This is a genomic window from Bradyrhizobium sp. JR4.3 (assembly GCF_040547695.1).
In the GTDB taxonomy this organism is placed as follows: domain Bacteria; phylum Pseudomonadota; class Alphaproteobacteria; order Rhizobiales; family Xanthobacteraceae; genus Bradyrhizobium; species Bradyrhizobium canariense.
Map to the genome: position 1 here is coordinate 383,995 of NZ_JBEPQF010000002.1, position 14,321 is coordinate 398,315.

The 14,321-nt window shown below is 65.1% G+C and carries 12 protein-coding genes; 8 read left to right on the plus strand and 4 right to left on the minus strand.

What is annotated here, in order from left to right; translation table 11 throughout:
• Positions 1-152 precede the first annotated feature (152 nt).
• From pimA to ABIB91_RS05130, 5 genes are all read left to right on the plus strand, one after another.
• Positions 153-1,847, plus strand: a complete 1,695-nt coding sequence (gene pimA, locus ABIB91_RS05110) for a dicarboxylate--CoA ligase PimA (RefSeq protein WP_354159503.1) — start codon at positions 153-155, stop codon at positions 1,845-1,847.
• Positions 1,844-3,031 (plus strand): acetyl-CoA C-acyltransferase, encoded by a 1,188-nt coding sequence (locus tag ABIB91_RS05115; protein ID WP_354127154.1) that lies wholly within the window; start codon positions 1,844-1,846, stop codon positions 3,029-3,031. The genes pimA and ABIB91_RS05115 overlap by 4 nt, the downstream gene beginning before the upstream one ends.
• Before the next feature lie 132 nt (positions 3,032-3,163).
• Complete coding sequence (gene pimC, locus ABIB91_RS05120; RefSeq protein WP_027570171.1) at positions 3,164-4,354, plus strand: pimeloyl-CoA dehydrogenase large subunit; 1,191 nt, start codon at positions 3,164-3,166, stop codon at positions 4,352-4,354.
• A 132-nt stretch (positions 4,355-4,486) separates the two neighbouring features.
• The gene (gene pimD / locus ABIB91_RS05125; RefSeq protein ID WP_354159501.1) at positions 4,487-5,629 is read left to right on the plus strand and encodes a pimeloyl-CoA dehydrogenase small subunit; all 1,143 of its coding nucleotides are present in this window, start codon (positions 4,487-4,489) and stop codon (positions 5,627-5,629) included.
• Between the two features lie 148 nt (positions 5,630-5,777).
• Positions 5,778-6,551 (plus strand): SDR family NAD(P)-dependent oxidoreductase, encoded by a 774-nt coding sequence (locus ABIB91_RS05130; RefSeq protein ID WP_354159499.1) that lies wholly within the window; start codon positions 5,778-5,780, stop codon positions 6,549-6,551.
• 14 nt (positions 6,552-6,565) lie between these two features.
• On the opposite strand, the gene ABIB91_RS05135 is transcribed toward ABIB91_RS05130, so the two are convergent.
• Together ABIB91_RS05135 and ABIB91_RS05140 are read right to left on the minus strand one after the other, a co-directional pair.
• Positions 6,566-7,459: a hypothetical protein gene (locus ABIB91_RS05135; RefSeq protein WP_354159497.1), complete on the minus strand. Its 894-nt coding sequence runs from the start codon at positions 7,457-7,459 to the stop codon at positions 6,566-6,568.
• A gap of 1 nt (position 7,460) precedes the next feature.
• A complete protein-coding gene (locus ABIB91_RS05140; protein WP_354159495.1) occupies positions 7,461-8,819 on the minus strand; it encodes an MBOAT family O-acyltransferase in 1,359 nt (452 codons plus the stop codon).
• 419 nt (positions 8,820-9,238) lie between these two features.
• On the opposite strand from ABIB91_RS05140, the gene glpK reads away from it, so the two are divergent.
• On the plus strand, positions 9,239-10,744 hold the full coding sequence (glpK, locus tag ABIB91_RS05145; protein WP_354159493.1) for a glycerol kinase GlpK: 1,506 nt from the start codon (positions 9,239-9,241) through the stop codon (positions 10,742-10,744).
• A 266-nt stretch (positions 10,745-11,010) separates the two neighbouring features.
• Positions 11,011-11,616: a GNAT family N-acetyltransferase gene (locus tag ABIB91_RS05150; RefSeq protein ID WP_354159491.1), complete on the plus strand. Its 606-nt coding sequence runs from the start codon at positions 11,011-11,013 to the stop codon at positions 11,614-11,616.
• Between the two features lie 283 nt (positions 11,617-11,899).
• On the opposite strand, the gene ABIB91_RS05155 is transcribed toward ABIB91_RS05150, so the two are convergent.
• Entirely contained in the window at positions 11,900-12,331 is a 432-nt protein-coding gene (locus ABIB91_RS05155) for a DUF6636 domain-containing protein (protein ID WP_354236189.1), read from the minus strand.
• A 117-nt stretch (positions 12,332-12,448) separates the two neighbouring features.
• Between ABIB91_RS05155 and ABIB91_RS05160 the strand changes: the two genes are divergently transcribed.
• Entirely contained in the window at positions 12,449-13,078 is a 630-nt protein-coding gene (locus tag ABIB91_RS05160; RefSeq protein ID WP_354159981.1) for a glutathione S-transferase family protein, read from the plus strand.
• 197 nt (positions 13,079-13,275) lie between these two features.
• On the opposite strand, the gene ABIB91_RS05165 is transcribed toward ABIB91_RS05160, so the two are convergent.
• The gene (locus ABIB91_RS05165; RefSeq protein WP_354159487.1) at positions 13,276-14,283 is read right to left on the minus strand and encodes a DUF3592 domain-containing protein; all 1,008 of its coding nucleotides are present in this window, start codon (positions 14,281-14,283) and stop codon (positions 13,276-13,278) included.
• Positions 14,284-14,321 lie beyond the last annotated feature (38 nt).

A 14,321-nucleotide genomic window follows, 5' to 3' on the forward strand; every position in this document is an offset into this window, starting at 1 on the left:
TTCCCTCCCCCCTTGTGGGGGAGGGTCAGGGAGGGGGGTAGCTCCGGGCGAGGTCCGAGTTCGTGGCACCCCCTTCCCCCACCCTTCCCCACAAGGGGGAAGGGAGCCCATCTGTCCGTACCCGCCTTACGTTTGCAGAGCATTGATCGTTGATGACCCATCCCGGCGAACAGTTTTATCCCGAGGGCGTGCGCTGGGACGACACCATCGTCCAGGGCACGCTGCCTGACCTGCTGGCAAAAGCCGCCGCCGAGTACGGACCGCGCACCGCGCTGGAATTCCGGGATCGTCCGATCAGCTACACCGAACTCGCCGCGATGGCGGAGCGTGCGGCTGCCGCGTTCCTGCGCGCCGGTTGCGGCACGAACACATGCATCGCGCTGTTCCTCGGTAATACGCCGGACCACCCCGTCAATTTCTTCGGCGCGCTGAAGGCCGGCGCCCGCGTCGCGCATCTCTCACCGCTCGACGGCGAGATCGCGCTGACGCACAAGGTCTCCGATTCCGGTTCGCGCCTGCTCGTGACCACCAACCTCGCGGCACTGCTGCCGACCGCGCTGAAATTCCTGGAAAAGGGCCTGATCGACCGCCTGGTCGTCTGCGAGGAGGACAGTTGGGGCAAGGTCGGCACGCCGCAGGCCGCGATCCCCAATGATCCCCGCATCGTCACCTTCAAGGCCTTTGTCGAGGGCGCGACCGCACCGGCGCAGTGGCCATCCGTGACGATCGACGACGTCGCGCTGCTGCAATATACCGGCGGCACCACCGGTCTGCCCAAGGGCGCCATGCTGACGCACGGCAACCTCACCTCGGCGGTGTCGATCTTCGACATCTGGGGCAAGCCGTCCCGAGCCGCGCGTGGCGACGTGGTCGAGCGCGTGATCGGCGTGCTGCCGCTGTTCCACATCTATGCGCTGAGCCTCGTGCTGCTGTGCTCGCTCCGCCGCGGCTATCTGATCTCGCTGCATCAGCGCTTCGATGTCGAAGCCGTGATGCGCGACATCGAGGTCAAGCGCGCGACCTATTTCCCGGGCGTGCCGACGATGTGGATCGCGATTGCAGCGCTCCCGGATCTCGACAAGCGCGACTTCTCCTCGCTCAGCACGATCGGCTCCGGCGGCGCGCCGCTGCCGGTGGAGATCGCGAGTTTCTTCGAGCGCAAGGTCGGCAAGAAGCTCAAGAGCGGCTGGGGCATGACCGAGACCTGCTCGCCCGGCACCGGCCACCCGCCGGTTGGTCCCGACAAGCCGGGTTCGATCGGCCTGATGCTGCCCGGCATCGAGCTCGACGTCGTCGCGCTGGACGATCCGACCCGCGTATTGCCGCCGGGCGAAGTCGGCGAGATCCGCATCAAGGGCCCGAACGTCATCAGGGGCTATTGGAACAAGCCCCAGGGATCCGCGGAGGCCTTCGTCGACGGCCGCTTCGTCACCGGCGACATAGGCTACGTCGATAGCGACGGTTATTTCTTCCTGGTCGACCGCAAGAAGGACATGATCATCTCCGGCGGCTTCAACGTCTATCCGCAAATGATCGAGCAGGCGATCTACACCATACCAGGCGTGCACGAGGTGATCGTGCTCGGCATTCCCGACTCGTATCGCGGCGAGGCCGCAAAAGCCTTCATTGCGCTCAGGCCCGGCGCAAAGCCGTTCTCGCTCGACGAGCTGCGCGCGCAGCTCGCCGGCAAGCTCGGCAGGCACGAATTGCCGGCGGAGGTCGAATTCGTCGACGATCTGCCGCGCACGCCGGTCGGAAAGCTGTCGCGCCATGAGTTGCGCCAGCAGCAGAAACCATCACAATCCGCCCAACTTGCCACCCGACTTGCATCAGGAGACCGCTCTTGACCGACGCCGTCATCGTTTCCACCGCCCGCACCCCGATCGGGAAGGCCTATCGCGGCGCGCTCAACGCCACCGAGGGCGCAACCCTGCTCGGCCACGCCATCGGCGAGGCCGTCGCGCGCGCCAAGGTCGACCCCAAGGAGGTCGAGGACGTCGTGATGGGCGCAGCGCTGCAACAGGGCGCGACCGGCGGCAACATCGCGCGCAAGGCGCTGCTCCGTGCCGGTCTTCCCGTCACCGTCGCCGGCACCACCATCGACCGGCAATGCGCCTCGGGCCTGCAGGCGATCGCGCTCGCCGCACGTTCGGTGATTTTCGACGGCGTCGAGATCGCGGTCGGCGGTGGCGGCGAGTCCATCTCGCTGGTGCAGAACGACAAGATGAACGGCTTCCATGCGCAGGACCCGGCGCTGCTCGAGATCAAGGGCGAGGTCTACATGCCCATGATCGACACCGCCGAAATCGTGGCCAAGCGCTACGGCATCTCACGGGAGAAGCAGGACGAATATTCGCTGGAGAGCCAGCGCCGCACGGCCGCGGCCCAGCAGGGTGGCAAGTTCAGGGACGAGCTCGCGCCGATCACCACCAGGATGGCGGTGACCGACAAGGCGACCGGTGCAGTCTCCTTCAAGGACGTCACGCTTTCGCAGGACGAGGGCCCGCGCCCCGAGACCACCGCTGAAGGTCTCGCCGGCCTCAAGGCCGTGCGCGGCGAGGGATTTTCGGTCACCGCCGGCAATGCCAGCCAGCTTTCGGACGGCGCCAGCGCGAGCGTGATCATGAGCGACAAGGAAGCGGCGAAGCGCGGGCTGAACCCGCTCGGCATCTTCCGCGGCTTCGTCTCCGCCGGCTGCGAGCCGGACGAGATGGGCATCGGCCCGGTGTTCGCGGTGCCGCGCCTGCTCAAGCGTCATGGCCTCACCGTCGACGACATCGGCCTGTGGGAACTGAACGAAGCCTTCGCGGTGCAGGTGCTGTATTGCCGCGACAAGCTCGGCATCGACCCCGACAAGATCAACGTCGACGGTGGCGCGATTGCGGTCGGCCATCCCTACGGCATGTCGGGCGCGCGCCTCACCGGCCACGCTCTGATCGAAGGCCGCCGCCGCAAGGCGAAGTACGCGGTCGTCACCATGTGCGTCGGCGGCGGCATGGGCGCGGCGGGGCTTTTTGAGGTGTTGCAGTAGCCGTCGTCCTGGCGAAAGCCAGGACCCATACTCCGCAGCCGGAGTGTGGTGCTCAGACAGCCTTCGCATAACGAAGGCCGGTGGTAATGGGTCCTGGCTTTCGCCAGGACGACGAGGAAACAGGAGGATCCGATGGATCTCGCATTCACGAAAGAAGAGCAGGCGTTTCGCGAGGAAGTGCGGTCATTCTTCCGCGACAACGTGCCGCCGGATACGCGGCGCAAGCTGGTCGAGGGCCGCCACCTCTCGAAGGACGAGATGGTGACGTGGTGGCGCATCCTCAACAAGAAGGGCTGGGGCGTCAGCCACTGGCCGAAGCAATATGGCGGCACCGGCTGGACCTCCGTGCAGCACTACATCTTCAACGAGGAGCTGCAGTCCTATCCGGCGCCGCAGCCGCTCGCCTTCGGCGTCAGCATGGTCGGCCCCGTCATCTACACCTTCGGCAATGAAGAGCAGAAGAAGCAGTATCTGCCCCGCATCGCCAATGTCGACGATTGGTGGTGCCAGGGTTTCTCCGAGCCCGGCTCCGGCTCCGACCTCGCCTCGCTGAAGACGAAGGCCGAGCGCAAGGGCGACAAGTGGATCATCAACGGCCAGAAGACCTGGACCACGCTCGCCCAGCACGCCGACATGATCTTCTGCCTCTGCCGCACCGACCCGTCCGCCAAGAAGCAGATGGGCATCTCCTTCATCGTGTTCTCGATGAAGTCGAAGGGCGTCACCGTGCGTCCGATCCAGACCATCGACGGCGGCGCCGAGGTCAACGAGGTCTTCTTCGACGACGTCGAAGTGCCCTACGAGAACCTGATCGGCGAGGAAAACAAGGGCTGGGATTACGCCAAATTCCTGCTCGGCAATGAGCGCACCGGCATCGCCCGGGTCGGCGTCTCCAAGGAGCGGCTGCGCCGCATCCGCGACCTCGCCGGCAAGGTCGAGTCGGGCGGCAAGCCGATCATCCAGGACGCAGCCTTCCGCGACAAGCTCGCGGCCTGCGAGATCGAGCTGAAGGCGCTCGAGCTGACGCAGCTCCGCGTCGTCGCCGACGAAGGCAAGCACGGCAAGGGCAAGCCCAATCCGGCTTCCTCGGTGCTGAAGATCAAGGGCTCCGAGATCCAGCAGACCACCACCGAGCTGCTGATGGAAGTGATCGGCCCGTTCGCAGCGCCCTACGACGTGCACGGCGACGACGGCTCGAACGAAGCCATGGACTGGACCGCCCAGATCGCGCCGAGCTACTTCAACAACCGCAAGGTCTCGATCTACGGCGGCTCCAACGAGATCCAGCGCAACATCATCGCCAAGGCGGTGCTGGGGCTGTGATCGTACACTATTAACACGCACTCACCGTCGTGGCCGGGCTTGACCCGGCCATCCACGCTTAGCGCTACCAAAGAACGTGGATACCCGGCACAAGGCCGGGCATGACGACATCGATACCGGAGAGCAAAGAACATGGATTTTGATCTGAACGAGGAGCAACGGCTTCTCAAGGAAAGCATCGACGGCCTCTTGACCGATTCCTATGATTTCGAGAGCCGCAAGAAGTACATGAAGGAAAAGGGCGGCTGGAGCAAAGCCGTTTGGGGCAAACTCGCCGAGCAGGGCCTGCTCGGTCTGCCCTTCCCGGAGGCCGATGGCGGCTTCGGCGGCGGCGGCGTCGAGACCATGATCGTGATGGAAGCGCTCGGCAAGGCGCTGGTGCTCGAGCCTTATCTCGCGACCGTCGTGATCGGCGGCGGCTTCCTGCGCCATGCGGGCAGCGATGCGCAGAAGGCCGCGCATGTGCCCGGCATCGTCGACGGCAGCAAGACGCTCGCCTTTGCCCAGCTTGAGAAGAACTCGCGCTACGATCTCTTCGACGTCACCACGACGGCGAAGAAGAAAGGTGATGGTTGGGTCATCGACGGCGAGAAGTTCGTCGTGCTCAACGGCGAGAACGCAGACACCCTCATCGTGACCGCGCGCACCAGGGGCGAGCGCCGCGACAAGAGCGGCATCGGCGTGTTCCTGGTGCCGGCCGACGCCAAGGGCGTCGCCAAGAAGTCATACCCGACCCAGGACGGCCTGCACGCCGCCGACATCACCTTCACCGGCGTCGAAATCGGTGCCGATGCGGCGCTCGGCAATCCCGACGATTCGCTCGCGCTTATCGAGCGTGTGGTCGACGAAGCCCGCATCGCGCTCTGCGCCGAAGCGGTCGGCCTGATGGACGAATCGCTCAAGACCACGGTCGAGTACATCAAGACGCGCAAGCAGTTCGGTGTCGCGATCGGCTCGTTTCAGTCGCTGCAGCACCGCGCCTCCGACATGTTCGTCGCCACCGAGCAGGCGCGATCGATGTCGATGTTCGCGACCATGGCTGCTGATTTCGAGGACGCCAAGGAGCGCAGCAACGCCGTTGCCGCGGCCAAGGTGCAGATCGGCAAGTCGCTGAAGTTCGTGGGGCAGCAGGCGATCCAGCTCCACGGCGGCATCGGCATGACCATGGAGGCGAAGATCGGCCATTATTTCAAGCGCCTGACCATGATCGAGAACTCGTTCGGCGACACCGAGTACCATCAGCGCCGCGTGGCGGATGGTAGCGGGTTGATCTAGTCGCAAGATCGCTGTCATCCCCCGCGCAGGCGGGGGATCCAGTACGCTGCGGCTTCTCGGTTCTAGCTGCGCCGTCTCTGGAATACTGGATCGCCCGGTCAAGCCGGGCGATGACGACTGAACAAGTGGCCTCAACGGAGCAACAACAATGAAAAACACCCCGTTCGATCTCACCGGCAAGGTCGCCGTGGTCACCGGCTCCAGCCGCGGCATTGGCCGCTCTTCCGCCGAACTGCTCGCAAAGCTCGGCGCCAAAGTCGTGGTCTCCTCGCGCAAGGCCGATGCCTGCCAGGACGTCGCCGACGGCATCAAGGCGGCCGGCGGCGAGGCAATCGTCATTCCCTGCAACATCGCGCGCAAGCAAGAGGTCGAGGCGCTGATCGCGGGCACGACCAAGCACTATGGCAAGATCGACATCCTCGTCTGCAACGCCGCCGTCAACCCGTATTACGGCCCGCTGCTCGACATCACCGACGAAGCCTTCGACAAGATCATGGGCTCGAACGTCAAGAGCAACATCTGGCTTTCCGCGCTGGCGATCCCGCAGATGGCCGAGCGCGGCAACGGCTCCGTCGTCATCATCTCCTCGATCGGCGGCCTGCGCGGTTCGACCGTGATCGGCGCCTACGGCATCTCCAAGGCCGCCGACTTCGCGCTGTGTCGTTCGCTCGCCGGCGAATGGGGCCCGAAAGGCGTCCGCGTCAACTGCATCGCGCCCGGCCTCGTCAAGACCGACTTCGCCCGCGCGCTGTGGGAAGACGAAGCAAACCTGAAACGCCGCACCGCCACCACCCCGCTTCGCCGCATCGGCGAACCCGACGAAATCGCCGGCGCAGTGGCCTACCTCGCCTCCGACGCGTCGAGCTTCATGACCGGACAGACTATCGTCATCGACGGCGGCGTGACCACGGCGGCGCCGTAGCCGCCGCTCCTCCGCTACGGGCGGCGCTCGGCCAAGGTGCGTTCGATGGCGCTCTCGATGGCGCGTACGACGATCAGGGCCGAACGTTCGTCGAGATGCACGCCGTCGTCCCAACGCAGCTCGCGTCGCGGCGGATCGATCGGCAGCCAAAGCGCGCGATCCGGGAAGGCTTCGTCGACGATCTCGTTGGTGATCCGGACCATGCGCGAGCCTTCGATCTCCGGCGCAAACGGAACGTGAATCAGAAACACGCGGGTGCCGCGCCGCTGCAGTTCCTCGATGAGCTGTCTGACGTGGACCACATTCGCGCGTACCGGCACGGTCGGGTCAGCTTCGTTCATCTGCTCCAGCGCGCGGTCGAGATAGACCTTGTTGTCGAACGTGCCCGGCGGCTGGCTGAGCAGGCGATCCCGCTCGGCGCGCGCCCGGGCGGGATCGGGTTCACCGTGTTTCCAGCTTTCATAGCCCGCGACCGCTGTTCGCACCGGGCGCAGCAGCAGCGCTTCGGTGCGCGCGCCGCCGGAAAATTTCTCGATCAGCGCGCTATCCGGCTCGCGCGTCAGGACATTCGTCTCGATCAGCACGATCTTCGGCGGGGTCGGTCGGTTCGCGACGATCTCGAGACCCGTCACCGGTGAGCCGCCCGCCAACGAAAGATTGCGGACGCGCGGCGGCGAGAAATACTCCTCCTTGAGGCGCCAGGCGACCGAGCTGCCGACCAGCACGATATCAGGCGTGGGATCCCGCACATAGCGGTTGAGACTGACGAGGCTGCCGCCGCGGGTCGTGACCGCCGGCTGCTGCAGGGCCGAGCCGATGCGCGCCGTGGTGAAGGCGCAGGCCAGCAGCAGCGCGGCTGCCGCCACCGCGCACTTGATCAGCCATGAAAGCGAAAAATCCTGCTGCATGTCAGAACTGGAAGTAGATGAAAGTGCTGTCGGGCCCCGCCTCGAGACAGGCGAGCGCTGCGAGCGCGCCATAGAGATACGGCTCCCATCGCCGCAAGCGGCCTTCGACGAACGCGCCGATGCCGATATGCTGGATGATAACAGGCAAGGCGTAAAGCAAAGCCAGATTGGTGAACAGTTTTGGTGGATTGGGCGCGTCCGTCGCCATGAACATTCCCTTGAGATAGCTGAGCGCGTGGTCGAAGTTCGGCAGCTTGAAGAAGATCCAGAGCATCGTGACGCAGAAGAACACGATGCCCATCCGGATCACCCGCACCGCGGGGCTTCGATCGCCCAGCAGCTTCAGGAACGGTCGTTCGATCACGAGCAGAAACCCGTGCGCCATCCCCCACAGCGCGTAGCTCAGACTTGCACCATGCCAGAGACCGCCAAGCGTCATCACGATCATCAGGTTGAGACAGGTTCGTGCCGGTCCATGACGGTTGCCGCCGAGCGGAATGTACAAATAGGTCCTGAGCCAGCTCGACAACGAGATGTGCCAACGCGTCCAGAACTCCGAGAATGAAATCGAGATGTAGGGCAAATTGAAGTTCACGGGCAGGCGATAGCCGAACAGCAGGCCGAGGCCGAGCGCGATCGCCGAGTAGCCGAAGAAGTCGGCGTAGATCTGGTAGCTGTAGAGGAACACCAGCAACCAGCGATCCTGCGTGCGCAACGTCTCGTAGAGCGGGAAGTCCATATAGGACGTCATCTCGTTGAGATTGTTCGCCACATACAGCTTGAAGAAATAGCCGACCAGAATCCACTTCGCGGCCTCGACGAAGGCAACGTCGCCGAGCCGCTTGGGAACGATCTGCGGCATGAACTGGGCCGCACGCGTGATCGGCCCGGACACCAGCTGCGGAAAGAAGATGATGTAGAGGAACACCTCGCGCAAGCGCACGGTGCGCTTCTCGCGCGTCAGATCGACCAGCAGGCTGATGTTGTGGAACACGAAGAACGAGATGCCGATCGGCAGCGGCAGCCGCAGCAGGAAGTCGATCGGCGCGGAGCCGGTCAGATGGGCCGCGGCGGCGTCAACGAACAGGAACTTGTATTTGAAGAACGCCAGCATGCCGAGATTGAAGACGATGCCGGCCGGCATCCAGAAAGTTCGGTTATCAAACGCAAGCACGAGGCAGAGATGGGTGCCGAGCACCGCAACGAGCAGCAGCGGCAGCAGCTCGGGCTGGCCGAAGCCATAGAAGAACACGCTTGCGAGGACGAGCAGCGGGACCTGGAAGCTGCGCAGCGAAGGCAGGTAATAGACGCCAAAGACGATCGCGACGAAGACGCCGAACTGAAAAGAAGTGAAGGTCATGCCGCCCCATCTGCCCGCCCGGCATGTAGCATTTTCGCATTCCCCGTCCTAGTCCGGTGTCCTCCCCCGCTCCAGGGCAGTGGCATATGAAATTCAAAAGGACCGCGCCGCTTGCTCCGCCTCTCCCGCTTGCGGGAGAGGCCGACGCGCCCCGGGCGATGCGAAGCATCGTCCGCGCGCGGCGGGTGAGGGCTCTCACTCCTTGGGGATTCCCTCCGCAATTCTCGACAATCCCATTGCGGAGACAGCCCTCACCCCAGCCCTCCCCCGCAAGCGGGGGAGGGAGCGCACTGCCGATGCCGCCGCACCCCCCCAGGGGAGGATCAACGCCCGCGCCTTGACCTGCTGCCGGCAATCCCGTTTTCTCTGCCCCAACACAACAACCCCTCCTCACGGGAACACGCCAAGGGCAAGCCGCCATGTCTTTCGTCCTCGCCATCGACCAGGGCACCACCTCCTCGCGCGCGATCGTGTTTCGCGGCGACATTTCCATTGCGGCAAAGGCGCAGGCCGAGTTTCCGCAGCATTTCCCCGCCTCGGGCTGGGTCGAGCACGAGCCCGAGGACATCTGGACCTCGACCATGACGGTCTGCCGCGAGGCGATCGCGCAGGCCGGCATCAGTGCAAAGGACATCGCCGCGATCGGCATCACCAACCAGCGCGAGACGACCGTGCTGTGGGACCGCGCCACCGGGCAGGCCGTGCATCGCGCCATCGTCTGGCAGGACCGCCGCACCGCCGACATCTGCGCGAGACTGAAAGCCGACGGCCGAGAGCCCGTGATCTCGCAGAAGACCGGCCTGATCATCGATCCCTATTTCTCCGGCACCAAGGTCGCCTGGATTCTCGACCACGTCCCCGGCGCGCGGGCGCGTGCCGCGCGCGGCGAATTGATGTTCGGCACCGTCGATTGCTATCTGCTGTGGCGCCTCACCGGCGGCAAGGTGCATGCCACCGACGCCACCAACGCCTCGCGCACGCTGCTGTTTAACATCCACACCGGGCAGTGGGACGACGAGCTCTTGGAGATCATCGGCGTGCCGCGCTCGATGCTGCCCGAGGTAAAGGATTCCTCAGCCCGCTTCGGCGAGAGCACGCCGGATCTGTTCGGCGGCGCGATTGCGATCTCCGGCATCGCCGGCGACCAGCAGGCCGCGACCATCGGCCAGGCCTGCTTCCGTCCGGGCATGATGAAATCCACCTACGGCACCGGCTGCTTCGCCCTGCTCAACACCGGCACCACGCCCGTGGCCTCGAAGAACAAGCTGCTCACCACCATCGCCTACCAGCTCGGTGGCAAACGCATCTACGCGCTCGAAGGCTCGATCTTCGTCGCAGGTAGCGCGGTGCAGTGGCTGCGCGACGGCCTCGGCATCATCAAGCACGCCGCCGAGACCGGACCTCTCGCCGATCAATCGGATTCGATGCAGAGCGTCTATCTCGTCCCGGCCTTCGTCGGCATGGGCGCGCCGTACTGGAATCCGCGCGTGCGCGGCGCGCTGTTCGGCCTCACCCGCAACACCGGCCCGGCCGAGCTTGCCCACGCCGCTCTGGAAAGCGTCTGCTACCAGACCTTCGACCTCTGGGCCGCGATGCGGGCCGACTGGCCGAGCTCGGAAACCGCCAGCGTGGTGCTGCGCGTCGATGGGGGCATGACCGCATCCGACTGGACCATGCAGCGCCTCGCCGACCTGCTCGACGCGCCGGTCGATCGCCCCGTGATCCAGGAGACGACGGCACTGGGCGCCGCCTATCTCGCGGGTCTCGAGGCCGGCGTCTATCCCGAACCGACCAAGTTCGCCGACAACTGGCGCCTCGAGCATCGCTTCAAGCCGAACATGAGCCAGGCGACGCGCGAGCGGAAGCTGGCGGGCTGGGCGAGGGCGGTGAAGGGCGTGCTCGCGAGCGACGAGGGCGAGGGTTAGGCCGATCTCGTAGCCCGGATGGAGCGCAGTGAAATCCGGGGTTCTCTGGAAGCGATTACCCTGACGCCGCGATGAACGAGGCGTATCCACAAACTCCGCCGTCGTCCTGGCGAAAGCCAGGACCCATAACCACCGTGCTAAGTTGCCTTGGACCGCTGTCGGCCCCAGCCTGCCGCAACGGCGACCAGCTGTGGTAATGGGTCCTGGCTTTCGCCAGGACGACCCGGAATGTGTGGCCGGCGCTCAGCTTCAACGGGACGCATCCCATGATCCTCCCCGACGGCTATTCCGACATCCCCGCCGGCAAGATCGTTGCCGTCGTCACCCATCTCGAGATGACCGCGCGCCCTGCGCGCCGCGCCGATCCGCCGGGCGCTCCATCAGGTCTTTGGACCCTGCGCAAGGTCGATACCCCCGCGCTTCATTGGTATCGCGACCTCCATCGTCGCGTTGGCGAGGAGTGGTTGTGGTTTTCGCGGGCGCGCATGAACGACGCCGAGCTCGCCGCAATCATCCACGCACCGGGCGTCGAGGTCTATGGGCTTGTCGTGGACGGCCACGATGAAGGCCTGCTGGAGCTGGACTTTCGCGAGGCCGGCCAGTGCGAGCTCGTGTATTTCGGTGTCACCGCGAAACTGATCGGGAGCGGTGCCGCCCGTTCTATGATGAACCGCGCGCTTGAGCTCGCATGGTCACGCGACCTGTCCCGCGTCTGGGTGCACACCTGCACCTTCGATCATCCGTCGGCCGTCGCGTTCTACCAGCGCTCGGGCTTCCGCCCGTTCCGCCGCCAGATCGAGATCGCCGACGACCCGCGCCTCGATGGCACCGCGCCACGGACCGCGGCCAAGCATGTGCCGATCATCGAATAGTGCGCAGCTGCCTCCCCGCCGTCATTGCGAGGAGCCCTTGCGACGAAGCAATCCAGACTGTTTCCGTGGAAAGATACTGAGCCTCCCCTAAATCGGTGGCTGGATTGCTTCGCCGCGCTCGCAATGACGGAGTGTGACGCTGTCGTCGCGTTTCATTCGGGCTACGCGCTCCCAAGTTGACGCGACGCAAGCAATCAAGCCTCGGAAGCGTAGCCCGGATGGAGCGGAGCGAAATCCGGGACAGCGTCCCCGCATTCCGCTCCGCTCCATGCGGGCTACACGCTCAAAACACCTTCTGCTCTGCCCGTGCCAACGAAAACCCTCGCTGCATCACATTGAAGCACGTCAGCCCCGTCGGCTCCGACCGGCATGTAAACCCCGCGCGCTGCCAGACCTCGCCATAGGACAGCACCGGCAATGACGGGTCCATGATGGTATCGCCGGCGCAGATGCGGCCTGCGCTGCCTTTCGCACTCATCTCGAAGGCGTTGCCCCATTCGAGCTCGCAATCGGCGGGACGGCGCGGCCGCGTCTCCAGGTTCATGATGTCGCAGCGGAGCACGCCTTGGTCATTCCTTTGGCCGTTGTCGGTGAAGAACTGGCAGGCGATGTTTTTCGACGGCGTCTGGAAGCCGATCGGGCGGTCCTGCGCGTGGGCGAGGCTCGCGGCCAGCACGGAGAGCCCAAGTGCGACCGTTGCAAGTCGTTGCATCATGCATGCTCCTGCGCCCAGCTCTGTCATGCATGGACTTGATCCGGGCATCCATCGCTTCCTAATCTGAGGAGAGATGAATTGCCGGGTCAAGCCCGGCAACGACGAAAGGCCAAAACCATGTTCCTGATCGGCCAATACGACTCCCCCTTCGTCCGCCGCGTCGCGATTGCGCTGCGGTTTTACGGGCTCGCCTTCGAGCATCGGCCGTGGTCGACCTTCGGCGATGCCGACAAGATCGCGCCCTATAATCCGCTGCGGCGCGTGCCAACGCTGGTGCTCGACGACGGCGAGGCGCTGATCGAGAGCACGGTCATCCTCGATTATCTCGACGAATTGGTAGGACCGGAGAAGGCGATGCTGCCGCGCTCCGGTGCCGAGCGGCGGCGTCACTTGCGCATCTGCGCGCTCGCCTCCGGTCTCGGCGACAAGGCGGTGAGCCTGCTCTACGAGCGTGTGCTGCGGAAGGAGCAGCTTGCGCTGTGGGTCGAGCGTTGCCAGGCGCAGATCGCGGACGTGCTGAAGGTGCTTGAGGCCGAGCGCGCCAAGGTGACCACGCCGTACTGGCTGGGGATGCGCATCGGCCACGCCGACATTGCGGTGGCCTGCGTCGTCCGCTTCACCCGCGAGGCCCATCCGCAGCTGTTCGAACCCTCGCGCTATCCGGCGCTGTCGGCGCACGCCGACGCGTGCGAGGCGCTGGCGCCGTTCCAGGAGATCGTGCAGCCACTGTCACCGCCGAAGGGGTGAATCCGCTTGCATGCGGGCGGCGGCGCCGACCGAATGGAAAGCTTGCGCCCCAAGCTCGTCATTGCGAGGAGCGAAGCGACGAAGCAATCCAGTCTGTCGCCAGCCGAGAGAGTCTGGATTGCTTCGCTTCGCTCGCAATGACGGAGAGTGTGGCGCCGCCTTTGCGCGCGATCGACAGACGACGCGTCGCGGTGCCGCTACGCGAATCCGACCTTGATCAGGATCATCAGGAAAAGGCCGCCGACGACCGCGCAGACCGCGGCACCGATCAGCGGCCCCAGCGCGCCCTCTCGGCGTGCCGGCTCCAGCACGGCCTGTCCCGGCTGGTCCGGATCGTAATAGACCTGGACGCTCTTCCCGGGCCGATATTTCGCAGCGCCCTCTTCGGCGACCTCGCGCAGGCCGGAGATCATGGTGCCGTTCCAATCGACTTCGGTGCCGATGAAGTCGCGCTTGCCGACCCTGTAGGCGTAGCGCAGGTCGACCTGATAGCGGTGGACGAGCTTTGATGTCGTCGGTCGATTGTCGTGCTCGGTCTTCTCTTCGATGATTTCCTCGATCACGTCGCAATGGATGACCCTGCCCGACGCGGTCGGCCAGCGCAGGCTGGCGCTCGCCAGCCGGCGCGTCCGGACATAATCGGCGGCGAAGAACACCCCGCCCACGAGCACGATGATCGGCACCGCGAACGCGAATAGCGGGACGCCCTTGTCGGCGTAGAGCACGTGGCCTGCGAACGAATGCGCGGTCAGGGTGGCGGCGATGATTCCGAACACCAACGTGAACGCCACCAGCGCCGCGACGTTCTGCGCGGCGGCAGGCTCCAGCAGCGCCTCGGTCGGTTGCTTCGGATCGACATGGACCTCGACATGGGCGCCGACCGGATAGCGTCCGGTCAGTTTTGCGGCCAAGACCCTCGTCGTGATGACGGGGCCGCCGACAAAGATCTTGTCGCTTTCCAGCTCCTGGCCGCCGGCCTGATAGCGATAGCGGATGATGGGCTTGGCGTCGTTCCGATCGTCCGAGGAATGCGCCGCCGGCTGGTCGACTCGGGAGACCGTGATGATGCCCTCCACCTTGTCCCAGCCCCGCGCGGCCACCATCCGGCCGCGCATGCGGACCAGGTTGAACAGCGTCAATCCAAACAGCAGCACGGCGATGCCGGCGGCAATCTGTGTCCACATCAATTGTTGGGCGTTCAGCATCCGATTCCCCTGCGCTTCGGCGGCGACCGCCATTGGTC